Annotated in this window: 25 protein-coding genes, 1 tRNA gene and 1 pseudogene; 19 read left to right on the top strand and 8 right to left on the bottom strand. The window is 53.2% G+C overall.

The features are described 5' to 3' along the window. Window positions 1-57: 57 nt before the first annotated feature. Window positions 58-738: pseudogene (locus HJA_RS05855) on the bottom strand (IS6 family transposase). Window positions 739-1,029: 291 nt separating this feature from the next. On the opposite strand from HJA_RS05855, the gene HJA_RS05850 reads away from it, so the two are divergent. Together HJA_RS05850 and HJA_RS05845 are read left to right on the top strand one after the other, a co-directional pair. Next, window positions 1,030-1,434 (top strand): hypothetical protein, encoded by a 405-nt coding sequence (locus HJA_RS05850; protein ID WP_035579423.1) that lies wholly within the window; start codon window positions 1,030-1,032, stop codon window positions 1,432-1,434. Continuing rightward, on the top strand, window positions 1,431-2,738 hold the full coding sequence (locus tag HJA_RS05845; protein WP_035579421.1) for a relaxase/mobilization nuclease domain-containing protein: 1,308 nt from the start codon (window positions 1,431-1,433) through the stop codon (window positions 2,736-2,738). Before HJA_RS05850 ends, HJA_RS05845 begins: the two co-directional genes overlap by 4 nt. A gap of 27 nt (window positions 2,739-2,765) precedes the next feature. Here the strand turns inward: HJA_RS05845 and HJA_RS05840 are convergent, their stop codons facing one another. Both HJA_RS05840 and HJA_RS05835 read right to left on the bottom strand, forming a co-directional pair. Beyond that, window positions 2,766-3,188 (bottom strand): hypothetical protein, encoded by a 423-nt coding sequence (locus tag HJA_RS05840; RefSeq protein ID WP_035579419.1) that lies wholly within the window; start codon window positions 3,186-3,188, stop codon window positions 2,766-2,768. Window positions 3,189-3,190: 2 nt separating this feature from the next. Beyond that, window positions 3,191-3,700 (bottom strand): antirestriction protein ArdA, encoded by a 510-nt coding sequence (locus HJA_RS05835; protein ID WP_035579417.1) that lies wholly within the window; start codon window positions 3,698-3,700, stop codon window positions 3,191-3,193. Between the two features lie 446 nt (window positions 3,701-4,146). Here HJA_RS05835 and HJA_RS18360 point away from each other — a divergent pair, with 446 nt between their 5' ends. The 5 genes from HJA_RS18360 (at window position 4,147) to HJA_RS18515 (ending at window position 9,631) form a co-directional block, all read left to right on the top strand. Then, window positions 4,147-5,037, top strand: a complete 891-nt coding sequence (locus HJA_RS18360) for a sce7726 family protein (protein ID WP_081814554.1) — start codon at window positions 4,147-4,149, stop codon at window positions 5,035-5,037. A 2-nt stretch (window positions 5,038-5,039) separates the two neighbouring features. Then, on the top strand, window positions 5,040-5,990 hold the full coding sequence (locus tag HJA_RS05830) for a sce7725 family protein (RefSeq protein ID WP_035579414.1): 951 nt from the start codon (window positions 5,040-5,042) through the stop codon (window positions 5,988-5,990). A gap of 110 nt (window positions 5,991-6,100) precedes the next feature. Continuing rightward, complete coding sequence (locus tag HJA_RS05825; protein ID WP_206741678.1) at window positions 6,101-7,006, top strand: RES family NAD+ phosphorylase; 906 nt, start codon at window positions 6,101-6,103, stop codon at window positions 7,004-7,006. A gap of 205 nt (window positions 7,007-7,211) precedes the next feature. Next, window positions 7,212-8,777 carry an ATP-dependent nuclease gene (locus HJA_RS05820; RefSeq protein ID WP_206741677.1) on the top strand — a complete coding sequence of 522 codons (1,566 nt, stop codon included), beginning with the start codon at window positions 7,212-7,214 and terminating at the stop codon, window positions 8,775-8,777. 2 nt (window positions 8,778-8,779) lie between these two features. Next, a complete protein-coding gene (locus tag HJA_RS18515; RefSeq protein ID WP_155839874.1) occupies window positions 8,780-9,631 on the top strand; it encodes an HNH endonuclease in 852 nt (283 codons plus the stop codon). Between the two features lie 69 nt (window positions 9,632-9,700). On the opposite strand, the gene HJA_RS05815 is transcribed toward HJA_RS18515, so the two are convergent. After that, the gene (locus tag HJA_RS05815; RefSeq protein WP_155839873.1) at window positions 9,701-13,483 is read right to left on the bottom strand and encodes a hypothetical protein; all 3,783 of its coding nucleotides are present in this window, start codon (window positions 13,481-13,483) and stop codon (window positions 9,701-9,703) included. Window positions 13,484-14,036: 553 nt separating this feature from the next. Then, the gene (locus HJA_RS05810) at window positions 14,037-14,603 is read right to left on the bottom strand and encodes a helix-turn-helix domain-containing protein (RefSeq protein WP_035579406.1); all 567 of its coding nucleotides are present in this window, start codon (window positions 14,601-14,603) and stop codon (window positions 14,037-14,039) included. 91 nt (window positions 14,604-14,694) lie between these two features. On the opposite strand from HJA_RS05810, the gene HJA_RS05805 reads away from it, so the two are divergent. Continuing rightward, a complete protein-coding gene (locus tag HJA_RS05805) occupies window positions 14,695-15,126 on the top strand; it encodes a hypothetical protein (RefSeq protein WP_035579404.1) in 432 nt (143 codons plus the stop codon). A gap of 75 nt (window positions 15,127-15,201) precedes the next feature. Next, window positions 15,202-15,669: a hypothetical protein gene (locus HJA_RS05800; RefSeq protein ID WP_035579402.1), complete on the top strand. Its 468-nt coding sequence runs from the start codon at window positions 15,202-15,204 to the stop codon at window positions 15,667-15,669. Window positions 15,670-15,764: 95 nt separating this feature from the next. Here HJA_RS05800 and HJA_RS05795 read toward each other — a convergent pair whose 3' ends face one another. Both HJA_RS05795 and HJA_RS05790 read right to left on the bottom strand, forming a co-directional pair. Further along, window positions 15,765-16,337 carry a recombinase family protein gene (locus tag HJA_RS05795; protein WP_035579400.1) on the bottom strand — a complete coding sequence of 191 codons (573 nt, stop codon included), beginning with the start codon at window positions 16,335-16,337 and terminating at the stop codon, window positions 15,765-15,767. Window positions 16,338-16,875: 538 nt separating this feature from the next. Beyond that, window positions 16,876-17,643 carry a hypothetical protein gene (locus HJA_RS05790; RefSeq protein WP_035579398.1) on the bottom strand — a complete coding sequence of 256 codons (768 nt, stop codon included), beginning with the start codon at window positions 17,641-17,643 and terminating at the stop codon, window positions 16,876-16,878. A 448-nt stretch (window positions 17,644-18,091) separates the two neighbouring features. Here HJA_RS05790 and HJA_RS05785 point away from each other — a divergent pair, with 448 nt between their 5' ends. The 6 genes from HJA_RS05785 to HJA_RS18865 all read left to right on the top strand — a co-directional run bounded on the left by HJA_RS05785 (window position 18,092) and on the right by HJA_RS18865 (window position 22,921). Beyond that, window positions 18,092-18,523, top strand: a complete 432-nt coding sequence (locus HJA_RS05785) for a hypothetical protein (protein WP_035579396.1) — start codon at window positions 18,092-18,094, stop codon at window positions 18,521-18,523. Window positions 18,524-18,588: 65 nt separating this feature from the next. Further along, the gene (locus HJA_RS05780; RefSeq protein WP_035579394.1) at window positions 18,589-18,885 is read left to right on the top strand and encodes a hypothetical protein; all 297 of its coding nucleotides are present in this window, start codon (window positions 18,589-18,591) and stop codon (window positions 18,883-18,885) included. Between the two features lie 11 nt (window positions 18,886-18,896). Continuing rightward, window positions 18,897-20,531 (top strand): type IV secretory system conjugative DNA transfer family protein, encoded by a 1,635-nt coding sequence (locus HJA_RS05775; RefSeq protein WP_035579392.1) that lies wholly within the window; start codon window positions 18,897-18,899, stop codon window positions 20,529-20,531. Window positions 20,532-20,567: 36 nt separating this feature from the next. Then, the gene (locus HJA_RS05770) at window positions 20,568-20,867 is read left to right on the top strand and encodes a hypothetical protein (RefSeq protein ID WP_035579390.1); all 300 of its coding nucleotides are present in this window, start codon (window positions 20,568-20,570) and stop codon (window positions 20,865-20,867) included. 132 nt (window positions 20,868-20,999) lie between these two features. Then, window positions 21,000-21,350 carry a hypothetical protein gene (locus tag HJA_RS05765; protein ID WP_035579388.1) on the top strand — a complete coding sequence of 117 codons (351 nt, stop codon included), beginning with the start codon at window positions 21,000-21,002 and terminating at the stop codon, window positions 21,348-21,350. Beyond that, the gene (locus HJA_RS18865) at window positions 21,347-22,921 is read left to right on the top strand and encodes a recombinase family protein (RefSeq protein ID WP_081814578.1); all 1,575 of its coding nucleotides are present in this window, start codon (window positions 21,347-21,349) and stop codon (window positions 22,919-22,921) included. The genes HJA_RS05765 and HJA_RS18865 overlap by 4 nt, the downstream gene beginning before the upstream one ends. Here the strand turns inward: HJA_RS18865 and HJA_RS05755 are convergent. Further along, a tRNA-Ser gene (locus HJA_RS05755) sits at window positions 22,872-22,961 on the bottom strand. The genes HJA_RS18865 and HJA_RS05755 overlap by 50 nt on opposite strands. Window positions 22,962-23,143: 182 nt before the next feature. Between HJA_RS05755 and HJA_RS05750 the strand changes: the two genes are divergently transcribed. The 4 genes from HJA_RS05750 (at window position 23,144) to obgE (ending at window position 25,781) form a co-directional block, all read left to right on the top strand. Next, window positions 23,144-23,758 carry a 50S ribosomal protein L21 gene (locus HJA_RS05750; RefSeq protein WP_035579383.1) on the top strand — a complete coding sequence of 205 codons (615 nt, stop codon included), beginning with the start codon at window positions 23,144-23,146 and terminating at the stop codon, window positions 23,756-23,758. A gap of 41 nt (window positions 23,759-23,799) precedes the next feature. Next, a complete protein-coding gene (gene rpmA, locus HJA_RS05745; protein ID WP_034766490.1) occupies window positions 23,800-24,069 on the top strand; it encodes a 50S ribosomal protein L27 in 270 nt (89 codons plus the stop codon). Between the two features lie 131 nt (window positions 24,070-24,200). Next, window positions 24,201-24,716: a GNAT family N-acetyltransferase gene (locus tag HJA_RS17905; RefSeq protein WP_051597406.1), complete on the top strand. Its 516-nt coding sequence runs from the start codon at window positions 24,201-24,203 to the stop codon at window positions 24,714-24,716. 18 nt (window positions 24,717-24,734) lie between these two features. Beyond that, window positions 24,735-25,781, top strand: coding sequence for a GTPase ObgE (gene obgE / locus HJA_RS05735; RefSeq protein ID WP_035579381.1), 1,047 nt, complete (start codon window positions 24,735-24,737; stop codon window positions 25,779-25,781). The last annotated feature ends 2 nt before the right edge of the window (window positions 25,782-25,783 follow it).

The raw sequence follows: 25,783 nt of genomic DNA, 5'->3' as shown, positions 1-25,783 counted from the left end.
AAACAGTCTCCGTCTTTCGCGGACGAGCAGATCCTAAGCGACGAGAAGGTCGCGCCATTAGCGAAGCGCGGCGTCTCGTTTTTGTTTGAACCGTATTCGGGAGTTGATATGCCTTTCGAAGTTAAAGTGATTGTACACTGACGAATGGATTGAGACGAACTTCTGCAAACTTCGCATCCTGCGAAATCTGGACATAGCTCGCTCCCGCCGTCGAAATGGCAAGTGTGAATTTTCGGCCCGGTTATTAAGATGGCGCCCTGTTTCCTGGCGACCTTCGTTCCCAATAACTTTCATCGCGGCCCTATAGGACGGGCATTTATCCGTCACCACGATATGTGGATTTCCAAATCGCCTCATCGCTTTCTTGAGGAATTTCAACGCAGCAGCCTTATCGCGCCTCTTCGTCACATAGGATTCCAATACTTCCCCTTCGTGATCCACGGCGCGCCACAAATAGTGAGTCTCCCCACGGATCTTCACGAAGACCTCATCCAGGTGCCATTGCCATTGAGGACTCTGCCGCATCGCCTCGGACCTCCGCTTCCGGATCTTGTGAGCGAAGTAAGTCCCGAAGCGATCCACCCAGTGGCGGACCGTTTCATGACAAATATCGATGCCTCGCTCGTGCAGCAGGTCTTCGACATTCCGCAGAGACAGAGGAAATCGGACTTACATCATCACCGCGAGCTGGATAATCTCCGGCGACGTCTTGAAGTAGCGGAAGGGTGATTTCGTCATTTCCGGACGCTAAACGTCAGAATTGCCCACCTCAAGGTCGGTTCCTTTGACAATGCCCTACCAACCATAAGAGCAGAATTCCTGTTTGTGGGCAGAATTGCATAATGCCCTTGGCGGCAACCAAACAAACCAAGCAATAACAATGCACTGAAAGGCAAAACTGGCGGAGAGTGGAGGACTTCCTTCACACTCCGAATTGTTCGAAACCCTAGCCGATTGGGAACATCAGCTTCAACATCTGGAGCAAAACCGCCCCGAATCCATTGGGGATGAATTGGGAGGGCCGGAGCTATGAGTGCCCCTTCCCTCAAACAAAGCTTCAATGCGCCCCGTAATCCTGGCGAACAGGCCAGACCGTTTTCGATCCGGCTAACGGAAGCTGAGCGTGCGTCTCTCAAGCGTAAGGCGGGCTCTAAGCCTCTGGGCTCCTACATTCGCCACAAGCTGCTGGGCGATGATGCCACGCCGCGCAAGTCTTCGGCCCGCAGCCCGAGCGAAAGCGATAAGGCATGGGCGCAGGCGCTGGCTGGGCTCGGTCAATCGCGGCTGGCTTCCAATCTCAACCAGATTGCCAAGCTGGCCCATCAAGGCGCACTGCCCGTCACACCGGAATTGCAACAGGAACTCCATGACGCCTGCGCAGACATCAAGCGTATGCGCCTCATGCTCATCAGGCAGATGGGGCTCAAGCCGTGATCCTCGTTGGCAACCAGCGCGGCGGGGCGCGTGATCTCGCCCGCCATCTCCTCAAAGATGAGAACGACCATGTGCATGTCCACGAGGTGCGGGGTTTCGCGAGCGATGACCTTGATGAAGCGTTCCAGGAAGCCTACGCCCTCAGCCGGGGGACGCGCTGCAAGCAGTTTCTCTTCTCCATGAGCTTCAACCCGCCACCACAGAAAGAGGTCACGGTGGAAATGTTCGAAGCCGCCATTGAGCAAGCTGAGGAGCGGCTGGGCCTGACAGGACAACCGCGCGCTATTGTCTTCCACGAAAAAGAAGGTCGTCGCCATGCACATGCGGTATGGTCCCGCATTGATGCGGAAAACCTAAAAGCGGTGCAGCTCTCATTCTCCAAGCGCAAGATGCAGGAACTCTCCCGCGACCTCTACCTCGAACATGGTTGGCAAATGCCGCGCGGATTGGTGAACTCGCGCGAGCGCGACCCGAGAAGTTTTACGCTGGAAGAATGGCAGCAAGCCAAGCGTGTGGAACGCGATCCGAAGGACATCAAGGCCGCCATTCAGGATGCGTGGGCCATATCCGATTCCGCTGCATCGCTCGGACATGCTTTGCAGGAGCGCGGCTTCAAGCTGGCGCGCGGTGATCGGCGCGGCTTCGTAGTGACGGATTATCGGGGCGAGGTTTACTCGCTGTCCCGATGGGCCGGCATCAAGCCCAAACAAATACGCGATAGAGTTGGCGATGCTCAAGAGCTTCCCAGCCTCGAACAGGCGAAACGGGATACTGCGCGCGAAATGCAGGGCAAGCTCAGCCAGTTCCAGCAGGAACTCGATGCACGTGCTGCACAGGCCAAAGCAGAACATCAGCGCCAGAAACAAATCCTCATCGAGCGCCAGCGCGCCGAACGGGCGGCAGCCTTCGAACGGATCGCTCAGCGTGAGGCAATAGAAGCCCGCGAGCGCCAAGCGCGCTTTTCTGCCGGACTGCGCGGCCTATGGGACAAACTGCGCGGCGAGCATGCCCGCATTCGTGAAGAAAACGAACGCCGCGCCTATGAATGCTTCAAACGCGACCGCGCCGAACGCGACACTCTGGTGTTCCGCCAGCTTGAGCAAAGGCGATTGCTAGAGCAACGCGCACGGCATCGGCAGGAACACATTGCTGAACGGCAGCAGGAACTCCGCCAGGATGCGCTCCGGTATCGGGAAACCACTGAGCCGTCACGAGAAGATCGGCGCGAAGCCTTCAAACAACGGCGGCGAGAAGAGCGGGGCAAAGAGCCAGGGCGAGATCGGCCCCGTGGTCCGGAACGGTAACAATAGAGTCTGAGGAATTCCCCGCGCTCAGACTCCGAACAGGTCGGGTTGAACGGAGAGTAATTCATCCAGAACGATCAGGTGAGCAAAGTCGTTGAACAGATGATTGTGTTTGAGGCTCAGCGCAGTGTGTACGGAGTCATGAAAGGGCTCGTCCACGGCTTCAGGATGTTCTCTGCGAAAGGCGTTTAGATCACGCGCCGCTTTCCGGTATCCGGAAAGGTCGCGCCTATAATCGACCAGCACCTTTCCACGGAGTTTGCGAAGCTCCTCAGAGCGCTTGGGCTCTGCCAGCGCATCGATCCGCGAAATATCGCGCTCCATGTATCCGCGATAATTGCAGCTCACAACTTCGGCCAAGATGACGCTTGGCGGCAAAACGGGACCGCCCAGCACGTAAAACCAAGGATGCCCCGGCGAATAGCCATTGCGATTGTAGTTCCGGGCCATGATCAGTGACTCCAGAAGATATGGACACAGTCGAAGCCCAACTTGATCGCTATGATGTCGTTGATTTCCAAGTCCCGGGCCATGCGTTCGTAGTCGATATAGAACCGCAGGCTTTCGGGAATCTCTGTCGTTTCTTCCGTAATCTGTTCGGCAAACTCCGAGACCGAGTGGAACTCTCCGGCATAGTGATCCTCAAGCGCCGTTTGTGCGCTCTCCAGATCGCCGAAATAGTTCGCCAACTCCGCACCGAGCGTGCCATGCTCGGCGATAAACTCGGCCTTATCCACGATCTGCTGAATACCTTCGTATTCAGACAGGCTCAGGCCTTCGAAGCCTTCGTAGTCATGCACGGCGTATTCTTCCGCCCCCTCTATTGGGGAGGCTCTAAGCATCTTTTGAATGTCCGCATTGATGGCCTCAACGCCTTGCTGTGCGTCGATCCAAGCACCGTGCAATATGCCGTTATTGTAGGCGGCCAAGCAGGCCACATAAATTCTGATCTCGTCCGTCATCTTCTCTGTCCCTCCAATGGGTATGGGTTTCGCTTCTGAAACCCTGCCTCGTGGCGAACAGTGGGTGTGCAAACGGAGGGAAGAATCGACGGCGGGCGCAAGGCGCAGCCTGAGCCTCGGGAGACCGTCTATTCTTCTCGAAGTGCGCCGAGGGCGAAGCCCTAAGTCTTGCGCGAGGGATGGAAGCCGGATGGCCGGGACCGCTTGCGGGCCTGGTCACGACAGCCCGGCCCGGTGGGCGCGCTATAATCGGGTTGCCTACAACGCCAAAATCCCGGATGTGACTGTAGGCTCTCCAAGGCTAAAAGTCATAAGGTCAAATAGTGCGGAGACATGTGATAGTCGTTATCAAGTTCTTAAATTGTTCTTTCAATCATAGCGTCTGTGGCATAGAATCAGGCTAAAGGAGGGGCCGCATCAATGATGTTGGCCCGAATTGAATTGGTATGAAAACTAAGGAGCACATCGAGACCTCTGCTGTTGCACGTTTCTTTTCTGCCAGCGTCTTTAAAGAGCTGTCGAAGAGTGGCAGATCACCGCTTCTGGCTCGCCTTATCAGAGAATCTGGTCTGCCAGTCGATGCACTTGCCTGTGAACGTGTAGGTGATCTGTTTGAGCGCGCTTTTCAGCACCTGCGATTGAAAAGCAATCGACATGAATATGTCTATAAGTCAGCCATTACTCACAAGGTGCTTCTGGGCACGCACTCATTGAATACAGCTTCGATGGTAACGGAGTTTCGAGTTGGTTCTTGCAAGGCGGATGTCGTGATTCTTAACGGAACCGGCACTGTTTACGAAATCAAATCGGAGCGAGACACGTTAAGCCGATTGAGTGATCAAGTTGATGCATATCGAACAGTGTTTGCGTCAGTAAATGTTATTGTTGGCGAGAACCATGCCGAAGAGGCTTTGTCAAAGACTCCCGAAGATGTTGGCATAATGTTGCTTTGCCCCAGGCACCGCATTTCCACTTTGCGGGAAGCGCGAGACTTGCCGCAAAGGACAAGTTCTGGTGCAATATTCGACTCGATTAATCTGACGGAAGCGCAGCAGATACTAAGCAGCGCTGGAATCGACGCCCCCGACGTTCCCAACACAATGCGCTACACAGCCTTACGTGAGCTGTTCGTGCAATTACCTTCGGAATACGCGCACCGAGAGATGGTGCGTACACTGAAGCGCACGCGCAATTTGCAGCCTCTTCAGTCCCTTCTGGATGATATTCCGCCGAGTCTTTATTCTATTTCGCTTACATCCAGGCTGCGGCAGAAAGATCATGGTCGCCTAGTTGCAGCATTGCAGGCACCAGCAGTTGATGCATTGGGTTGGGGGTAAAGATGTACCATCCGTATTTTCGCGGAAAGCAGTATGAGCTGATCACAATTCGAGAAACTGCGGAATTGCTAGCGGAGGCCGGGTTCACCCCAATCATTGAGCCTGTCCGTGAACAGATGAGTGGCCTAAAAAAAGCTCTCCAAGAAATTTGTGACGCCGGAGGACAAGCGATTGTCATCGTCAACCCGCAAATTGGCGATCACAGCCATGACGGCGCGAGTATCGTCGAATTGCTACAAGAAGAGTTCGATGACCGCGAGAATCTCATATACGGACTGCTTCTAACAGAGGAGATGACCGTTGCGGACGTGATCAGTCTTTGTGAGGACTTTGAAGAAAAGGACCTCGCATTCATCCATGCCGGGTTTGCAGATGGACGAGCATTAGCAGACGAAACAGCAGATTTTGATCAGGTTAAAACAAGCGTTTTTCTGGAAGATTTTTGCGGAAAACTCTACCAACGGCATTTCGCGGATCATGAAAATAAGATTCTTGTTAGAGATGGATTTCAACAAAGGCGAAATCGGGATCATCCTGACGCGCCAGAGTTCTTCTCGGACCTTCATGCCACCTACGAACTAGAGAATATGACTGGCTTCGGGGATTATCTCATTGTCGGAGATGACTATCGAGAAAGTGGAGGACCAGCGTATACCGTTGCGATCCATCTGACTTACATTGACTACGATAAAGACGAAGAAATGCACATCAGGCATTTTAAGTCGGATAGGCAGGATACGCCAAAAGACCCAGCGGGTAAATTTGCGGAAGCGCTCGAAAAGCTCATTTCTCTGCTCAATGGTCCAAATTCAAAGTACATTGAAACCAGTGCGATTGAAGAATTTAGAGATTTACACAGGCGGGGTCATTATCCTGGTCTTGGATATGTGAAGAAACTATCCATGAAGCACCACATCGAGACGTTGGCTGAGTACTTCGAGGAAGACGACTAATGCTCTGCTGCCCAAATTGCTTCAGAGACAGAGGGCTTGAAAGAGAAATTATCCCGCAAATATCGGAGCAAACAGGAACCTGCCCTCTATGCAATGCTCAGAATAAGCCTTTGGTCGAAGCTAAGAAGTTAGGCGACTATTTCGAGGTCCTATGCGGCATCTATAAGCGTGACGAGAGCGGTCGGGTCTTGGTCGATTGGTTGATCGAAGATTGGAATTTATTCAATCTTGATCGTGCATTGGCGAATAGTCTTCTCGTCGAGATTCTGGATGATGGCGAACGCGTTCGCGAGTTGGTGGTGCCATCTGAGCTGTGTGAAACGCGCAATCTGGATGGCTGGGAAGCACTTCGCGAAGAACTAAGGCATGTAAATCGATTTTTTCCGCAAACAGACTTTGAACTTGATAGACTTGAAGAGCTTTTCTCTAGCCTTCTGATAACACGCGATGAATGGCCAAGAGAATGGTACCGTGCACGGATTGAGACAAACGGAAAAGCCTACAAAGCGTCCGAAATGGGGGCCCCTCCAAGAGAACTCGCTGCGCATGGAAGAGCCAATCCTGCCGGCATTCCTTACCTCTATTTGGGGTCAACGCCGTTTACAGCGATTGCTGAAGTAAGACCGCATCCTGGGGAGCACGTATGTGTAGCAAAATATCGGGTCGAGGATGACCTGCCTATTATCGATCTTAGAAATCCCAGAGCTTTAATTTCACCATTTCTCCTAGAGGGAGAAGGTGAAATTGGACTCATGCGAGGAGATATAGAATTTCTGGAAAGGTTAGGGGCTGAGCTAACAACTCCCGTCCTACCGAACGCTGCTGCTATAGATTACATACCAAGCCAGTATCTTTGCGAGTACATTAAACGGTGCGGTTACGCTGGCGTTCTTTACTCAAGTTCGGTCAGCGATGGTGTGAACATAGCGCTATTCGAGCCCAGTTCCGGCACTATCGAAAGCGTCGACGAATACCGGGTCAACCGTGTTGATGTCGATGCGGCCATTATCGCTTAGAGCCGGGCTCTATTTTACCTGCAAGGTTAAGAGGTCGAGTTGTTTCGCACTAATTTCGACGATCAATTTGCCTTTAGTTTTGAGGCTGCGGAACATTTGATAGCGAGCGCCTCAAGCGACCCTTGATGTCAGCATTCCGCTTAGCGTCTTCTTGCTTGGGAATACAATGATAAGTTGATACACTTTTTGCGCTATGAAGTTTCAAGTGATTCCAAATCAGGGACCGCTTCCACGCGATGCGAAGGACTTAGTGGTTCTTCTTACAGACGCATGGGACGATTGGTTCAAATACAACACCATGTACGTGGTGTTCTATTTTGATGCTGAGGGTGAAAAGCACCGGATAGGCGAGGTCAAGATAGGCCAATTCGATATGGAGCCAGATCAAAGACGCGCCAACATCCCAGCTCAATTTGAGCAGCTAGACGAACAGTATTTCTCGCTCGGTCAGGACGACAGCTATTATCAAGCGCTCAATGAGCTGGGTGATGATTTCAGAGATACCTATCTTGTGGCCATGAAAGATGTGGCCAGAGACCTAAATCTATTCGAACGTGCTCTTGAAGAAAATGTTACTGGTGTCTCTCTGCTTCGGTCCGTTTCTGATCAATCTGTAAGGGGACAATATCGACGGATGGCTCAGGGAGGCGCACGGCTTACCGACTATTCTTTTTCATATACACCTCCCCCTTGGGGCAGAGGGAATGTTCCCCCAACATTTGAATTTGAAGTCATACCAGGCGCATACCCACCGACAAACGTGCACGTACTAATCGGCCGAAATAACGTCGGAAAGACATACACTGTCGATCAGATGACCAAAGCACTGGTTCGTCCTGAAGATGGCAATTTTGGCGACTTCAGTTGGAACGAAAATGATCACGATTTCGAGGATTCAAAAAACTTCTCCAACATCATTTCTGTGACGTTCAGTGCGTTTGACCCATTCGAACCGCTGCCTGTCAGAGAAAACAAGCTGTCTGCCGTTAGGTATCAATATATAGGATTGAAACACACCAGTAAAAACGAAGATGGCAAAGCGAAGCCGCCGAAGTCACCAGATGACCTGGCCGCCGATTTTGGGCAGTCAGTACAGCTTATCCTAACCCAAATCTCCAAGCAGGAAAGATGGCGACGTGCTTTGGAACTTTTGGAATCGGACCCAATATTTAAACAGGCAGAAATCTGGCAGTTAATTGAGGAATTCGGCGAACTACGAACTCAGTTTGAACGTCGTCAAGCGTTTGAGCTCGTGCGTAAAAGTGCTCGACAACTCTATTCAAAGCTAAGTTCAGGTCACAAGATTGTTGTGCTGACGATAACGCGGCTTGTCGAAACCATAGAGGAACGTTCACTCGTCCTGCTGGATGAACCAGAAGCACACTTACACCCACCGCTCCTTTCAGCATTCATCCGATCTTTGTCAGACTTACTAATAAATAGAAATGGGGTGGCCATCATCGCAACGCACTCCCCTGTGATTTTACAAGAGGTCCCAAAGACATGTGTTTGGCGACTTTGGCGCAACGGGACTGAGAAGCAAATTGAGCGCCCCGCGGCAGAAACATTTGGCGAAAACGTAGGCACGCTGACGCACGCGATATTTGGACTCGAAGTCACGAATTCCGGCTTCTACAAAATGATTAGCGATTCTGTGGACGAAAACCTGACATACGAACAAATCCTAGAGCGCTTTGGAGGGCAGCTAGGGGACGAAGCAAGGGGGATTGCTAGGTCATTAATTGCCGCCCGAAATGGAGCGGGCCGCTAGCAATGTGGACAATTCAAAAACCAACAATCACAGCTAGCAGCACCTTCGATACCTGTATTGAGGGTATCAGTGATGCGGGTCAAAAAACACGGTTGGAAGGTATTCGCCCCCAAATCGCAGCAGCAGAAATCGAGTTCGATGCGAGGGGGGTAGCTCAAGAGATTTATCTAACCGCCGGAACAAATACCATTGCCGGCGCTGCGGGAGACGTAACTGCAAGTGAGATGGAACAGCTCTATACGCGGCATATGGCGCGGCAAAAAAGCCGAGGTCACTCTGTGTACGATAAGATCATGGCAAGCGCTGTGCATGGCCAATGCCCATTCTGCGGGCACCATACGGTCTCTACTCTAGACCATACGCTACCAAAGAAGCGGCATCCGATACTCGCGGTCACCCCAATTAACCTCATCCCCTGCTGCAAAGACTGCAATCACAACAAAGGAACTTCAGCACCCGCTGATGCAGTTTCGCAATTTCTCAATGCGTACTACGACGACATCACGGCAGATCGCTGGCTGTATGCAGAAATTGTCAATGGCAGCCCACCTGGAGCCACGTATTTTGTTCATCCCCCAAACAATTGGGACCAAGTAACCGTAAGACGAGTTCAAAACCACTTCGACAAACTGAAGCTTTCTAGGTTGTATGCTTCACAAGCGGGGCGGCAACTGCAGAATATCCGCCGATCATTGTCCAGCATGTATGATGCGGTAGGAGCACAAGCGGTACAGCAAGATCTCGAAACGCGAAGTCTGAGCTGTAGTGAATTCAGTATCAATTCATGGGAAGGTGCACTGTATGAGGCAGCCGCTCAAAGCGGATGGTATTGCAATGGTGGGTTTCGAGCCTAATAAGCCTGCATGTCAGAGCTTTGATCATCGGCGATACCAGCTAAGACCGCACCTTTAAGGCACTTAACTCTACTGGAAAATCCTAGCAATATCGTCAAATACAACGATTTTTGATTTACTCTGAAGTTCTCCCCATGCCCACTGCATAGGGACAATATTACTGAAGACGAGCCAGCCCTCTATTTCCGCATCCCGTTCCGCATTACAAAACGTCTTTACAGCGCCCGATTCAGCTTGAAGCTTTTCTAAGCGGTCTAAATGTTTGCGCAGCAAATCCCGCTTTCCATTCGCCGAAACTCCTTGGAATTTGCTGATCTGTTCTGCAATCTCGCCAGGTGTTTTGCGCTCAAGAAGGTCTTTGCATTCGATTACTAAAATTCTATCTCTCCCCGGAGAGATTGCCAGAACATCAATATCCCCATAATCCCTGTCAAGGTTGGCTCCGAGTATCTCCGACAGGGTTTTTCCGCGATAGGTCGACCACCCCAAGAGATCGAATTTCTCTTGAACCTTAATCTCAAACTCACTGCCCCGAATATCATCTGTATGCGATTTGTAGCGCCGCATTTCTACACTCTCAATTTGCTCCAACGGAAAACTGGCGGAGTAGTAGTTGCTGACAAGGTATGCGAATGAATCCCGCAACATGCCAGGCGCAACCATGACAACTGGATCGCTCTGCTCACTGAGCGCCAAGAATGGACGGCGCACAATCGAGAGTTGACGCCTAAAACGCCAAAAGCGGATATCTTTGTCCAAGCAACCGTTGGGTATGGTGTCCCAAGTTTGCCGCGGCACTAGCATCATCCTCTGAATAATCCTGCGCGCCACTTCAGGGGCGAGCTTTCCTATATCTGTTGATACTTGAGATAATTCCGACAATCGTTCTGTTATGATCGGGCTTTGCTGGACAAAAGCACGGTCTTCTATGCTTTCAATGAGGATTTTATACTCCTCTATTGATCCCCCCATCTCCGCTAAAAAGGCCGCTTCAAACTCCAAATCAATGCTGCGCGCTTGTTGCTTTTTGGGTCGCTGTCCGTCAAATATCCGCTCCGGATAGCGTTTGATATCCTCATCAATAGAGCTGCTCGTTCCTGCGTGAGCGTAGGGCTGAATTACTTGGTCTGAAAAGTCGTGGTTAGCGTGGATGTCACCTTGAGGTGTTATCTTAATTGTTGGCTCCATCGCTCCCCAACGCATGCAGTTTGAATTGTTTCCAAGGTGAAAAATGAGCATGGCTCTTGAGAGCATTCGAGCAAAATCAAGCTTGCCAGGGAGCAAACCTCCTTCATCCAGCGCGTCACACACCGCCATCTCTGCAACATTTCTGCACGAAGCAAATATCCCATTGAGTTCGAACTCATTGTTGATAATTACATTGCGTGCGTCTGGGGATTGATCCCTCAGGGCGAGGATAGCTCTAGAGGTTCTACGCCATTGCTGCCGATCTACTGCCGCAATCTCATGGTTGGTGAGGCAAAGCCTTAGGAGCGCGTCTTTTGAATACTTGCCGATTTCTGCTCTCAAATCATTCGTAAGTTCTCTTGTGACCTTATTCAAAAACTGAGTGCAAGGCTCCACACCTTCAATCAACGCGCCCTCTGAGCGATCTCGAAAGCGCCAGCCCAAACCAAGTTTCAACGCTCCCTCATCAATTCTACTTGTTTTAATCAGCTTTCTTGGGAGTCTACTGCGTAACAGGTCACGTATTTCCATTGATGCATATCGGTGTGTTTGACGTGCATCACTGTTTGGAACAACTCCCGATACAATCTCCTCTAACAAATCTTCTGGGAGCGGCTCGTTACAGAGTCTAAAAAATCCTTGGATTGCACGGACCATAAGAGCGCGCTCGGCAACGTTCTCAGCGTTAAAAACACCATGCTCGAAACCTTCTCCGATTTCCAAAAAGACAGCGTTCTTATCCGCATCTGTGCTGATGGAAATTGCATCCAGAGATGCATCATACGTTCCTGGCGCATCGTAACCACCGCTATCGCCGACATTCCCGTTGAATGTAAGATGCAGCAAAAAAGACAAGCGAGCCTCAGGTAGATGCCGAGTAAGAATGTCAGCAAGTCGAGGCAGCCACGTCTTCAAAAGTTGCCAGCGAGCGTATGCATGGTCACGTCTTTCAGCCGTCGGGGTGTTGACCTCGCCCCACCAGACCTGTCCTGCACTCATCACATAGGCGAGGGGTATTCCACGTCCATCAAGAAAGCCCTCGTATCCATATAGCGGGAGGTGTCGTTCCGTCGGAAATTGCTCGTCCGAGATCTTTCGCATCTCCAGCTGCTCGCCATAGGGACTAGTTAGCAACCTACGGTCGGTTTTGACCGCAACATCGTACCTTAGTTGCTTCTGCGAATTCTGATCGATGACGAGAAAGGTGTTATCGCCGAAGAAGTCATCAGGCATAGACTCATGTGGAACAAGATGTCCGTCTAGGGATTGCGACCACGCCAGAAGGTTAATCAAGCCATTGATATTCTGAAGGCGGACACCATTGCGATGCACAGCATCTTGAGCATCAAGCAGCTGCCAGATGAGCAATGGGTCGGGCTGGTCGATTTGGCTGATAACTACCAAGTCATAGGCGGAAAGGGAGCACTGTCGCCATTTCTCTCTATTTTTCGCCGTGATGGCGTGACTGATAGCACGACCAAGACCACACCCCACAGTTAAGGTAATCATCTCCCGGAAATTCGGCGACTTAGCAGCGATTTTATACGCATGGTCGATAGAGGCATTGATTTCTTTGTCAAATCGATGAGGGTCATTAGCTGGCTCAACTAGCCCACCTTCCTCAAAGCCATCGAAAGCATCCACCACAAATACGATGTTCAGCCACCGCCCAAGATCAACTTCCTTAACAACACTTGAGAAAAATCCTTTGTCAGTTTTTTCAAATTCCAAATCGGGACGATTTGATGCTCCAAATATTCCTATACGATCTAACAGGTCACGATATGCATATGCGAGAAGGCCAGACCCGTGCTCTAGTGCATTATTCGCCTGAAAGAATTCTATGACAAAATATCGTATAGCAGATGAGATCGCCGTTGGCGCTAAAACGACAACCTCTTCATTGTGATATCCCAGTGGGTATCGATCAAGCGGAGAGTTCCCAACTACGCTATCAACCAGCTTGCTTTTATAATCGGGAAGAAAGCCAAAAGCGGCTAAGTCCTCAAGCTCGACCTCAAGTGTCTTCAGTTCCTGCAGGGTGAAAGAAACGGATCTTCTGTTTCGTCTCCCCCATTCCGCATCTTTGAGGCTGATTTGCCTGATGGGTTCGCTCGCCCCGTACTCATAGCGAGACAGCATCCTCCGGCGGACAATTTCAGAAGAAAGCTTCAGTAGCGCAGTTATTGATTTGCGCAGTGACGAAATTTCGTCTGATGAGCGGGGGAAAGAAATAGCTTGAACCGCTAGCTGAGTATAAAATCCCGCACCTTCCCAAATGCCTTCGAAAATTGTGTACTCGCCATCGTCCAAGCACAATGTGTTCGTGAATATGTCTTCTGAAGGGTCAAGCATTGTTCCGCAGGGACCATCATTAAGAGCATTGAACCACCGTCGGATTTCTTTTGGCGTTGGTTTTCTTGTGCCCCGGCAATGAACAAGAGAGAGAGCAACGAGCACCTCAAGAAACAAGCAGGATGCCTGGAGACGGGGTTCAGTCAATAATGCCGAAAAGATGGACGCTGTCTTAGTTGGGTGACATGAGGCCATTCCAGAAACGATATCTGGATGCGCATTGGATATGCTTGAAAGCGTCAAACTGCTTCCTAGCAGTGTAGAAGCAAACAGGGCATCAAGACCTAACGACTTGGGCGGCGATTCCATTTGCTACCTATAGCAGATTCTTGTGCGTACTGATCCATGTTTGGAGCAAGCTCAATTACAACAGCAGCAAAGCCGTTGATCGGGTCCAGCCTAGACAGGCTGGCGGCATCCAATCCGCGCAGGGTTGGCCCATGTTTCCAAAGAGCACGGGCAGGCTCTTGGTCGCGCTGAAAGCGTCTCCATGAAATGGTCAGGGTTTCCAAAGGGGCTCGAAGGCCCCTTGGTCGATGGTGTGCAGAGGAGAGCGAAGTCTCCTTGCGAGTGGTTGGGCGGCGATACGCTCACCTGGGATGGGTCTTGGGAAGGGGCACGGAGGCCCTTTCCTAAGCGCGATCAAACGGCGGACGTTTGGCTGGCGCATGAAGGCTCGATGCCGGAATGCGCCATGGCTGGAGGGTCCACGGGAGGGCGCAGCGCCTCCCTGGCAAGATAGCGCTGTATTACAGCGCACATCTTGCGCGCATCGCATATAAGGTAATTCCGACGGCAATGCCGTAATACGAGGATAAAGTGAAAACTATGCTCAGAGCGGTCTGTGTGAACAGCCACTTGGTTATGATATTCGTTTCAATGGATATTCAGTGTGCTCAAGAGCCATGGGCTGAGGACCATGCTCCCATCGAATAACCCGAATTGATTTGACCTTGTTGAGGTGTCGCAAAATATGGCCGGGAACTTTGTCTCCCACAGGTCTCCTCGAATTGTTTTCGGTAAGCATCACGAGTGAACACATATCGACAAAGTATTCAAACCTGACGATGCGGACCTTTAAGGGGCAATTGTAACTCAAAGCCACGGCTCCATCCATCATCGTATGCAATTCGAGCTCGGCGTCAGCTCTTTTGGTGAGGTCGAAATAGTCAGCTAGAGTGTCAACGATATACGGATCATGGCGCTGTGCGCTTAGCTGATTGATCTCATCTTCTGCAATATTCAAAGCAACAGCCAAAGCATCTATGGTCTTAGCTTGAGGGTTTAGAACTCGGCCGTTTTCAAGCTCGGAAATCCGCGTTTTGTAAGCTTCATCGCCGAACGCAAGTACAGCGAGCGCCTGCTGTGTCAGTCCCTCAACCCCTCTTTTTTGTTTGATTAGCCTTCCAAAGGCCTCGCCAAAACTCATTAATCTGTTTCCGTAACTTTCCGGAACTCAAAAATCGTCGCTTCCGCCTACTGCTGTCAACAAATTCAACCGCTTTAATTGGAGGTGTGCCATGAACCTGTGCGTTCAATGCCTGTCGAAGGGATTTTGCGAGCAAATCCAGACCAGAATTGTCTCAGACGAGGAACTGTCAAACCCTGACTTCGTGAGAGACGTCAGAAATTTTTCCGCGGGTCTCGCCGTTGATCCAAACTCGTGGCTTGAGGCGCTCTATAACATGTACTGCCAGTATCCAGGTTCAATTGTGGACAGGAACGGAAGAGAGCTATTTCTTGACCTTGAGCATTTTGAGGTCCCCTACATTCGGGAGTGGTTCCGCGATTGGGCGTGCAGCCCAATTGATCAGAATGTTCGCCCACGCGTTAGAGAGGAGTCACGGGAGCGCATCCGCGTGCTAGGCACAGTCCTGAAGGCCAAGTACCCCGAGCATGCGATGCTCTGGGGTGTTCGCCCTGCAAATGACAATGCCCCAATAAAGTTATGAACAGGCGAAATATTATTTCGTGCACGGACATTCTATTTCCTATATAATTGTTTAACAACAAGGTTATGGGAATGAATGGGCAACGAAGTTTTATCCGGGGTATTTGAGAGCTACGCTCAAAATCAGTTCAGAACGCAAGAAGTCGCCTCACACGTCGATGAGGTTGTAAAGTCGTTTCTTGGTAGTGAATTTGGCTCAAATCTTGAAAACTCCGACGGATTCACCGATACGCCAGCTAACAGGCAAGTCTCAACAATACGCATGAAAGAACCGGACAAATTCGGTACAATGAGCGAAATGGTCTTAGAGATTTTCGCAGAGGGCCGCGCTCAAATCAGCGCAATGTACCTAGAGGATGATGAAATCAAGGATACTGAACAAAGAATTCTGCACTTTCACTCCCACGAGACGCCCTTGCAAATTGCCGGACGTATTGCTTCTTCTATGGCGGACTTTCAGAACAATGAGGTTGCGGAGCTTTTCTCACGATATGCCGAAAAAATGATCGCCGAGATCAAGGACGCCCCCGGAGTAATTCGCTAGTAAACTTCTTCACTGCCGAAACCGAATGCCTCTTGTTCAGAACGAACTAATAGGACTGCTCACCTTAAGATATCCTAGGGCCAGCGCGCCACACGCTAAGCCGCCCGATCACTTCCCGGTGATCCGGCAATATAGCGATACATGGTGGATTTCCCGACGCCCATATGATCTGCGAGTTCCGGCACCTTCATACCGCGCCTCAGCAGAAACAATGCCTCACGCAATTCTTCGCCATCCAGTGCAGGTTTTCGTCCGAACTTCGCTCCGCGCGCTCTGGCCGCCTCCATCCCGGCGCGAGTGCGCTCGATCAGAATAGACCGCTCAAACTCAGCTACGGCGGCCATAACCTGCAAGATCAATCGCCCGGATGCCGAGGCTGTATCGATGCTCTCGCACAGTGAGTGGAGGCCGATGTCCCGGTTCTGCAAGGCTGTGGTTATATCGAGGAGATCAAGCAAGCTTCGACCCAAGCGATCCAGCCGCCAGATGACCAATACATCACCGGGCGAGAGCCTTCTGAGAGCGCGCTCCAATCCCGGCCTGCGGCTGGCCAGGGCGCTGACACCGTGATCCTTATAGATGCGCTCACATCCGAACGCTTCAAGCGCGTCCAGTTGGAGCGAAAGAGACTGATCGCCCGTGGACACACGGGCATAGCCAATGCGCATGGCGATCTCCTGCGAGTTGTCAAAAATAGCGCTGGCGGCTGCATATTGCCGTCTCTCAAGGCTTCCCTTTCGAGACTGGTGCCTATGAAGCCCTTCGCAAATTGAAATCCATAGGATTTCAATCGCTTCCGGCGGTGAGTTCACCCTACTCCATTCCGTCTCTTTACGGAAGGAAATTGAGAAAGCTGAATACTATTGTATGCGCCGCATTGCTTGCAGCGACTGTGCCCGGCGTGGCAGTTGGGCAGAGTGCTTCAGCGCCCTCCGAACGCCTAACCAATGCCGATGTGATGAAGCTGCCAAGCGCAGAAAGACGCTATTGGATTCATGGCGCTGTCACGACCATGGCAACCTCCCTAGTCAATCGTGGGGATAGTGCGGGGAAATGTGTATGGGATTGGGCCTCCGCGCCAAATTCCGATGTATTTTCTGTCACTGAGAAAGCATTTAGCCGCTATCCGGACGCAAGGCCATCATCGACTGTTCTGGCTGTCGCCAACATGAAGTGTCCCGGCGCTATGCGTGAATAGGATTCGCCCTACAGCGGCAGCTCTGGGATTTTGAGTTTATTTACTGACTTATCTAATTCAAATGGTTCCTTCGCCATTTCTGGCTCGTCGGCTGAAACCGAAGCGAAGAGGTCCTTGCTGGAGGCATTGGAAATCACGTCGATATCGTGATCAGCCTTCTTGAGGTTCTTCTCGATGTCATCGATTTCTTCTTTGCTGGATGGATTGTCGGGATCGTTCAACTTGTGCCGCGCTGGATCAAGGACATCGGTCTGAATACCGATCAATTTATCTCTGCGAGTACGCGCGCTATCCAAGGCATCATTTGCGCCTTTGTACTGCTCCCAGGATGGCGCATTCTCATCAATATCAAGCCTAGAGGCTTCCTCATCCGAAAGCTTTCGTCCGTCTTTGGTCCAGACAGACCCGTCTGCCGCCCGGAACACGGCTGTTCCATCCGGCAACTTTGTGGCCTTGTCTTCCAAGTCTTCCATCAGCTCGCTTAGACGCTCAATGTTCGCCGTCACCTTGAGGAGGGCGGCATCTAACTTGTTTTGCGTATTGGAAAGCAGATTATTGGCCCGGTCCCAGGCTTCCCTGTACGCGGGATCGTTCAAAAGCATATCGAGCTGGGTGCGGAATTCGCGCCAGCGCTTCTCTCTCTTGGATTCCTGCCCATTCGGGCGGTCATCATCCCCCACGAGGAAGCGCGCGATCCGGCCATTATTCAGTCCGGCCAGTTCCACGTTCAAATCATCGGCGTCTATCTGCCGTTTTTCGCTGATTTCCTTGTCCACACACACCTCTATAGGGTTTTGATAATTTTACCATTTTTGGTTGTGTGAATGCAAATTCCGAGGTCGCTCACTGATAACTGCAAGCTTCAAAGTGAAGTTGTCATTCGTGTTGTTTTTATCGACTTAATCCCCTCACGACGTTTTGCGCATGAGTACACTGCAACCATCGTCGTTACCGACGACGATGCAACCTCAACTCCATGTAATGGAAAGGCTATCAAAATGAGTACTGCTTCAGAACAAGCCCGGAGAGACCATGTGAACGGCAAGCATCCGAAACCTCCTTCGCATTTCAACAAGAAACAATGTGAGGAATACGAGATGGAAGCGAAAAAGCTGAAGAACGGCAAAAACTAGTCGTTCTGAACTCGGCAGTGGGGAAGTTGCAGCTCCCCCACCGCCATTCCTTCGCGACCGTCGAAATAGCCCGATAGGAGGGGCTGATCATATGACATCGACACCACACTTCAACCCGCATGATGCGGGAACGGAGACGGCTGGCCATCGCTCAGCACTCTCCGAGATTAATCGGCAGCTCCAAGAGGAGCACAGGAAGCGCAATAGCGGCTGGCTCACCTTCGCCGGGTTCTTCGCTCTGAATAGCTTTAGCGCATACGTCACAGGGGGCGTAGCGGGTTTGTTGTTCTGCAGTCTCATGCTCGCCATTCCGGGTTATCTCGCGCTCTACAGGCGCGGTGAAATCTCCGCATGGGTCCTGTTTGCGCTCTCGCTCTCCAATGTCCTTTGGGCTGCCGCCTCCTGGGCGCAGCGGACTTCGAGCTTCGGCTCAGCCGTGTTCTTCCTGAGCGCACTCTTCGCAATGAACTTCTTGGGTGTTGCGATGACGAACCGGAAGCTTCGCCAGGCAGCCGCTGGCTGAATCCCGATCACGGGCGGCGAATATGTCGCCGCCCGGCCTTACACCCCTGACAGGATATTCAAGCGATGACCTATAATTCTAATTCCGGCGGGAATGCGCATGAAGGCAACGGCACCTATCTGGCCAAGGCGATTTCATCGCTCATTCTCTTCTTCTGCCTTCCCGGCATCTGGAATTTCTCCATCTGGCTCTACTGGGTCGCCCTCTCTTCAAGCATTCCGGATGCAGAATATTTGGCGCTCCCAATCTGCGGCCTATGCCTCACGACCGGGTATTTCGGTCTCACTGTCCTCATGACCTTCGGCGTGCGCTTGATTGGACTGCTCATCCTTGATCGCGACAACATCGATACAGAATACTGAGGCCTTAAAGAGTGGACGCCTACGGTTACGAGGATTTCAACAACGCGAGGGACCGCTTCGGCTCGGCAGGCTTTGCAAATACTGCAATGATCGAGCGCGCGGACGGCTTCACGCAAACACCCGGTGCTTTGTTCACCGGGTTCTTCAAGGGCCGCCCGCTCTGGTATGATGGCGCGGGCGGCTGCATTCTCGTAGCCGGGGCCAGAGGCGGAAAACTTCGGGACTGGCTGGCTTACAATGTATGCCCTGGCATCTGCCGCCACACGCAGGTGATCCTTGACCCCAAGTGCGAGATCGCGCCGATCAGCCAAAACCAGATTGAAGATTGCAAACACACGCTTCACTGGAACCCGGCGCGCCTGAACGGCATGCCCTCACACACACTCAATCCGCTTGAACATCTGACGCCGGACAACCCGCTGATCGAGTCAGACATCCAGCGCTTCGTTGATAATACCATCGTGCAATCGGGGGCAGCCAATAGCTCTTATTTCGAACTGCGCGCTCGGGAGTATCTGTTTGCGGTTTGCCGCATAGCTGTGGATGTCTACGGGCCGCTCAACTTGCCATTGGTCAAACGCATCGTTGGCTGGCTCATCAGCGAGAATGAGGAATGGTACGCATTCGCCCGGCATATGCGGAGCTCCGGCAACGAAGATGCAAAGACCATAGAGGCCGAAATTTTCTCCGCCCGTGAAAACCCTACCAACGGGTTTCAGGGCATTCTAGGCGAGCTATCCAAAGCCTTTGCTTGCCTGAGTGATCCGGTTTTGCTGCGCTCGGTCTCGCCGCCATTCACGGCAAAGCTGTCGGATGTCACCAAAGGGCAGCAAGCCTATAATATCTATCTTTGCCCACCCATTGAATTCCTGAGCCAGTGGTCGATGGTCATCAAGGCCATCTTGCTCACATTGCGCACGTACAAGTCCCGCGCCCCGTCCGCCCCGCGCCAGACATGGCTACTTGATGAATGCGCGCTGCTCGGAAAATTCCCTTTGCTCACGGAAGCCTTCACCGTGGGCGCAGGGATTGGCATTCGCCCCGTCGCGATCTTCCAGAGCGCAAAGCAAATGCGCGCCGTGGGTCAGGATGCCGAGCACATTATCCCTTCATCTGCCGCGCTTCAGGTCCATTTCGCTGTACGCGATATCACCTCGGCGCAGAACCTCAGCCAGCAACTGGGCGTACAGACACTCGAATATGACGATTCCCAGCGTCAGGCGCAGGCCAGGCAGGCCGGAAAGCGCGCTTTGCAGGCAATTCTTCGCGGTGGCGATTTTCTTGGGTCCGCTTTGGAATACAGGCATCAGCGCCGCGTCTCCCGCATGCGCTCCAAACAGCAGCGGCATCTAAGAGCGCCCGACGAGATCCTGCACACACCGCCCGGCAAGATGTACGTTCAGATGGATGGCGTTCCCCGGCCAATCTATGCGGATCGCGTCCCTTACTATGCCCAGCCAATGATGGCGGGGCGTTACCTGCCCAATCCATATCATCCGCCCTCGGACCTCGTTCAGATCGCCACGCCAAACGGCCCTGAATGGCGGCGTGTGATCACCGAGCCCGTTCCCTCAAAACTTGCCCACTATCCGCAATACGCTGCCGGCATCTGGTCCTACGTCGAAGGATACCGGCCACAGATTTAACTCACCAACCCAACCGCTCAGCCAAGGAGGCAAAATATGAGCAACAATCCCCCAGTCGAGACCCTGCGCGATGGTCCGCTCAAGGCCAGCATCTTCCGCAACGAAGGTGAAAACGGCCCGTTTTTCATCACGGTCTTATCCAAAACTTACAAGGATGAGCGCGGCGAGCTGCGCGATACCAACGCCTTCAGTGCAGGCGATCTGCTGCCCGTCAGTGAATTGGGGCGTCAGGCTCATCACCGCGTGAATGAACTGCGCCGCGAACTGGCTTTGTCCCGAACGGCTCAGGATCGCCCGCCCGAACGCAGCCGCCGCCAAGGCCGCCGAGAACGCTAGTTGCTCGCCAGCATTCAGTTTTTCCTTGAAAAATAAGCAATTTTGATATAGGAATATGGTCCTATTTGCTGTGGTTCAAGGAGGAAAGGAGCCCGCATGAAAGATAACCGCTAACGATAGGACAAAGGACACGTGCACCATCGCCAAGACCCGCCAACACCATACACCCCAACACTTGAACTCAATTTTGAAGCCTATGCGCCGTTCCTTGAAAGCGCAGACATATCCGAAGAAGACAAACACCAGCTCATTGAAATGCTCTGGTCGATTGTCGTCTCATTCGTCCAGCTGGGCTACGGCCTGACACCTGTGCAGCAGGTTCTGGACGCCAGACCGTCTGCCAGCTCGGCCTGTGGACAACTTCCGAAAAACCACGATCAGAGCCCACTTCCGGCTCATAATCGGGTAGAATATTCTCATGCAATCACCGAGAATGTCGTCACGTCTGCCTGCGCGGATGACGAGGAAGGAGTCTCAGCATGACAGGACAATTCACACCCCTTCAACGCGCCGTTTCCTATGTGAGAGTCAGTTCGGCGGCTCAGGTCGCCAAGGGCCAGGGCGCAGAAAGCCAAGCTGTCCGGTGCGAGGAGTATGCCCGCATGAAGGGCTATCGCGTAGAGAAGGTCTTCGAGGACAAGGCCGTCTCAGGCGCATTGATTGAGCGCCCGGGCATGAAGCAATTGCTCGCCTATTTGCGCAAAAATCGCAAACACCACCTCCGCGTCATTATCGACGATATCAGTCGCCTCGCACGCGGGACGGATGCGCACTGGGCCTTACGCGGCGCAATTGCAAAGGCGGGTGGTGTACTCGAAAGCCCGAACTTTGAATTCGGTGAGGATAGCGACAGCCAGCTTCTTGAAAACATGATGGCTTCGGTTTCTCAACACTTCCGTATGAAGAATGCTGAGCAGACAAAGCACCGTCAACGCGCGCGCTTTTTGGGCGGGTATTATCCATTCGCGGCCCCTTGGGGTTTCAAGCAAAAACACACACCCGGTCATGGCAATGTGCTCGTGCGCGACGAACCTGTCGCCAGCATCATTCAGGCCGCCTTCGAAGGACTGGCCAGCGGGCGCTTCCAGTCAAAGGCCGAGATCGTCCGCTTCTTCGAAACCTTCCCGGAATTTCCACGTGGCTCAAATGGCAAAGTCCATCCTCAGCGCGTCACGCACATTCTGAATAGGGTTCTTTATGGCGGCATGGTCGAACGTCCGACATGGGGTGTGCCTCTTCGCAAAGGCAAGCATGCTGGACTGGTGAGCTATGATGTCTTTCTGAAGGCTCAAGATCGCCTCAACGGCAAGAAGTACGCGCCCGCCCGCGCCGACCTCCATACTTATTTCCCACTTCGGGGCAGTGTTGTGTGCTCGGATTGCGAAAATCCGCTGACCGCCAGTCACTCCAAATCCAAGACCGGGAAGCGACATCCTTACTATCACTGCTACACGAAGGGCTGCCCCTCCAAAGGCAAGTCGATCCGTAAGGCCGAGATTGAAGGCGAGTTTGAGTCGCTGCTCCAAAACCTGCAGCCATCGGAGACGCTCTTCGCGATGACACAAGCCATGTTCAAGAACGCTTGGGAGCAACAGCGCCAAAGTGGCCAGGCAATGGCTCAGACAATCCGGCGCTCGATCACACAATGTGAGACTCAGATTGCCCAGCTTCTTGACCGCATCGTGAAGGCTTCAAGCGACAGCGTCGTATCGGCTTATGAAACCCGCATCACGAAGCTGGAAAAGGAGAAGCTGGCGCTAACCGACAAGCTTTCTCAAACGGGCAAGCCTAAGCGCCCATTCGGCGAAATGTTCGAACTCACCATGTCATTCCTCGCAAACCCTTGTAATCTATGGAAAAGTGAGCGCTATGAGGACAAACAAACCGTCCTGAAACTGGTGTTTTCCTCGCCTCTCAAATACAAGAAGAATGAGGGTTTTCGAACCCCGGATTTTTCCAGCGTTTTCAGTCTTCTACAGGATATTTCAGGGCTAAAAGAAGGGATGGCGGAGAGAGAGGGATTCGAACCCTCGGAACCCTTGCGAGTTCACTAGTTTTCGAGACTAGCCTATTCAACCACTCTAGCACCTCTCCGCGCCGGTGTTGAAGCGCCGTCACCTATAATGACTGCGCGCGGATTTCAACCACCTGAAAACGCCTGAAGATGATATTTGACAGCGCTGCCGCTTTAGTGTTTACCCCCCGCTTCAGGCGCGGGGCCGGTGACGGCTCCCGTGCATATCCCGTTTATTTCCACGCCGGAAGGATGAGACCACATGTTCGCGGTCATCAAGACAGGTGGCAAACAATACAAGGTCGCTGAAGGCGATACGATTGTTGTCGAAAAGCTTAATGCCGAGGCTGGCAAGGATGTGGTGTTCGATACCGTCCTGATGCTGGGCGAAGGCGCAAATGTTACCGTTGGCGCGCCCCTCGTGGCCGGCGCTGCCGTGACCGGTGAAGTCGCTGAGCAGACCCGCGGTGATAAAGTCATCACCCGCAAGAAGCGCCAGCGCCAGACCTACCGCCGCACGATCGGCCACAAACAGCACCTGACCGTGGTGAAAATCACCGGAATCAGCGCTGACGGTGCCAAGAAGCCGGCAAAGAAGGCTGCTGCCAAGACGGAAGACGCCCCGAAGGCTGAAGCGGCTCCGGCTGCTGCTGCCCCGGCCGCTGAAGCCGGCGCTGCTGACAACCTCAAGAAGCTGACCGGTATCGGCCCGGCACTTGAGAAAAAGCTGAACGGCGCAGGCATCACTACCTTCGCTCAGATCGCTGCCCTCACCGACGCTCAGATCGCCGAGCTGGAAGAACAGCTCAGCCTCTCCGGCCGCTTCGCCAAGGACGGCTGGGTCGAGCAGGCAAAAGAACTCGCAAAAGACGCATAAGGCCTGTATAAGGCCCTCCGCTAAAGGATCAGGAGCAGACTATGGCTCATAAGAAATCAGGTGGTTCGTCCCGTAACGGCCGCGATTCGAATCCGAAGTACCTCGGCGTGAAGAAGTTCGGTGGCGAGCACGTCATCCCGGGCAACATTCTCGTTCGTCAGCGCGGCACCCAGAAGTGGCCGGGCAAAGGCGTCGGCATGGGCCGCGATCACACCCTGTTCGCGCTTACCGAGGGCAAGGTCGAGTTTGCGAAGAAGGCCAAGGGCCGCGTCTACGTAAACATTGTACCGGTGGCGGAAGCAGCAGAATAGCGGCTGACAGCGCGGCCGCGGGAACGTGGCCGGATCGCACCAGACGATCAGTTTCCGGGGGGAGGCAGGCCACTGTCTCCCCCTTTTCCATGTCTCCCCTGCCCGCTTACGACTCAGGAAGGAGTCACAGCATGTGTGCAGCCATAACGACCGACAGATTCGCCCTGAGGCGGCTCCGCGTGGACGATGCACCAACCATCACCAACCTGGTCAACGATCCGAAGATCTACCGCATGGTCGCCCGTATCCCACCGCACCAGACCGTGGCGCAGTCGGCAGAGTGGATTTCCAAGCATCCAGCCCGCCGGGATCGGAATGCGGCGCACATCTTCGCGATTGAACAGGATGGCGAGCTGATCGGCATTGTCGGCGCAGAGCGGGACGAGCTGCAACTCCCGTTCGAGATCGGGTACTGGCTGGCCCCCGCCAGTTGGGGAAAGGGCATCATGACCGAAGCGGCGGGCGCCCTGATCCAGTGGCTGCGTGACCGGGGAGAACGTGGCTTTGTTTCAGGCTACCTGGCCGATAATCCCGCTTCCGGCCGGGTGCTTGAAAAACTGCAGTTCATGAAAGCGGACCGGCGCCCTATTTTCTGCATGGGCCGCGGCGAGCGCGTCGATCATTTCGACATGGCGCGCGTCGGCTGATACACGTAAGAGAGCATCATGAAGTTCCTCGATCAGGCCAAGGTATACATTCAGTCCGGAACGGGCGGCTCTGGCTGTGTCTCCTTCCGGCGTGAGAAGTATATCGAATATGGCGGCCCAGATGGTGGCGATGGCGGCCGGGGCGGCGATGTCTGGGCCGAAGCGGTCGAAGGGCTGAACACGCTGATCGACTACCGCTACCAGCAGCACTTCAAGGCGAAGCGCGGCGGCCATGGCATGGGCAAGCAGCGCACCGGCGCAAAGGGCGACGATGTCGTCCTGAAACTGCCCGTGGGCACACAGATCTTCGAGGAAGACCAGGAAACCCTGATCGCGGACCTGACCGAAGTCGGCCAGCGCGTACTGCTCGCGCAGGGCGGCAATGGCGGCTGGGGTAATATGCGCTTCAAGTCTTCAACCAACCAGGCTCCTCGCCGCGCCAACCCCGGCGAGGAAGGCGAAGAGGCGTGGATCTGGCTGCGCCTGAAACTGATTGCCGATGCCGGCCTGATCGGCCTGCCGAATGCCGGCAAGTCGACTTTCCTGTCGGCCGTGACGGCGGCCCACCCGAAGATCGCAGACTATCCGTTCACGACGCTTCACCCCGGCCTGGGCGTGGTGGATCTCGGCCCCGGCACGCGTTTCGTGCTGGCTGATATTCCGGGTCTGATCGAGGGTGCAGCGGAAGGCGCTGGCCTCGGCCACCGGTTCCTCGGCCATGTGGAGCGCTGCAAGGTGCTGCTGCACCTGATCGACTGCACGCAGGATGACGTCGCCGGTGCCTACCGCACCATTCGCGGCGAACTCGAAGCCTATGATGAGGAACTCGCCCAGCGGCCTGAAATCGTCTGCCTCAACAAGATCGACGCGCTGACGCCGGAACTCGTCGAGGAACAGGCAAAACAGCTGGCGACCGAATACAAGGGCAAGCCCCTGCTCATCTCCGGCGTGACCGGTCAGGGCGTAAAACTGGCGCTCTACGAGATCGCACGGCACCTCGGCATCCAGGCAGAACTGGAAGCTGAGGAGAATCCGGATGCGGATGACTCCTGGACGCCGCTTTAGAG

Origin of the sequence: Hyphomonas jannaschiana VP2, from assembly GCF_000685215.1 — a bacterium.
GTDB classification, from domain to species: domain Bacteria; phylum Pseudomonadota; class Alphaproteobacteria; order Caulobacterales; family Hyphomonadaceae; genus Hyphomonas; species Hyphomonas jannaschiana.
The sequence above is the reverse complement of the archived record's forward strand: the minus strand, read 5'-3'. Positions and strand labels throughout refer to the sequence as shown.

What these genes read in the sequence shown, in the direction of transcription:
- HJA_RS05850 (WP_035579423.1), top strand. Translation starts at nt 1,030, where the DNA reads ATGAGTGCCCCTTCCCTCAAACAAAGCTTCAATGCGCCCCGTAATCCT.
- HJA_RS05840 (WP_035579419.1), bottom strand. Translation starts at nt 3,188, where the DNA reads ATGGCCCGGAACTACAATCGCAATGGCTATTCGCCGGGGCATCCTTGG.
- HJA_RS05835 (WP_035579417.1), bottom strand. Translation starts at nt 3,700, where the DNA reads ATGACGGACGAGATCAGAATTTATGTGGCCTGCTTGGCCGCCTACAAT.
- HJA_RS18360 (WP_081814554.1), top strand. Translation starts at nt 4,147, where the DNA reads ATGAAAACTAAGGAGCACATCGAGACCTCTGCTGTTGCACGTTTCTTT.
- HJA_RS05830 (WP_035579414.1), top strand. Translation starts at nt 5,040, where the DNA reads ATGTACCATCCGTATTTTCGCGGAAAGCAGTATGAGCTGATCACAATT.
- HJA_RS18515 (WP_155839874.1), top strand. Translation starts at nt 8,780, where the DNA reads ATGTGGACAATTCAAAAACCAACAATCACAGCTAGCAGCACCTTCGAT.
- HJA_RS05815 (WP_155839873.1), bottom strand. Translation starts at nt 13,483, where the DNA reads ATGGAATCGCCGCCCAAGTCGTTAGGTCTTGATGCCCTGTTTGCTTCT.
- HJA_RS05810 (WP_035579406.1), bottom strand. Translation starts at nt 14,603, where the DNA reads ATGAGTTTTGGCGAGGCCTTTGGAAGGCTAATCAAACAAAAAAGAGGG.
- HJA_RS05805 (WP_035579404.1), top strand. Translation starts at nt 14,695, where the DNA reads ATGAACCTGTGCGTTCAATGCCTGTCGAAGGGATTTTGCGAGCAAATC.
- HJA_RS05800 (WP_035579402.1), top strand. Translation starts at nt 15,202, where the DNA reads ATGGGCAACGAAGTTTTATCCGGGGTATTTGAGAGCTACGCTCAAAAT.
- HJA_RS05795 (WP_035579400.1), bottom strand. Translation starts at nt 16,337, where the DNA reads ATGCGCATTGGCTATGCCCGTGTGTCCACGGGCGATCAGTCTCTTTCG.
- HJA_RS05785 (WP_035579396.1), top strand. Translation starts at nt 18,092, where the DNA reads ATGACATCGACACCACACTTCAACCCGCATGATGCGGGAACGGAGACG.
- HJA_RS05780 (WP_035579394.1), top strand. Translation starts at nt 18,589, where the DNA reads ATGACCTATAATTCTAATTCCGGCGGGAATGCGCATGAAGGCAACGGC.
- HJA_RS05770 (WP_035579390.1), top strand. Translation starts at nt 20,568, where the DNA reads ATGAGCAACAATCCCCCAGTCGAGACCCTGCGCGATGGTCCGCTCAAG.
- HJA_RS18865 (WP_081814578.1), top strand. Translation starts at nt 21,347, where the DNA reads ATGACAGGACAATTCACACCCCTTCAACGCGCCGTTTCCTATGTGAGA.
- HJA_RS05750 (WP_035579383.1), top strand. Translation starts at nt 23,144, where the DNA reads ATGTTCGCGGTCATCAAGACAGGTGGCAAACAATACAAGGTCGCTGAA.
- rpmA (WP_034766490.1), top strand. Translation starts at nt 23,800, where the DNA reads ATGGCTCATAAGAAATCAGGTGGTTCGTCCCGTAACGGCCGCGATTCG.
- HJA_RS17905 (WP_051597406.1), top strand. Translation starts at nt 24,201, where the DNA reads ATGTGTGCAGCCATAACGACCGACAGATTCGCCCTGAGGCGGCTCCGC.
- obgE (WP_035579381.1), top strand. Translation starts at nt 24,735, where the DNA reads ATGAAGTTCCTCGATCAGGCCAAGGTATACATTCAGTCCGGAACGGGC.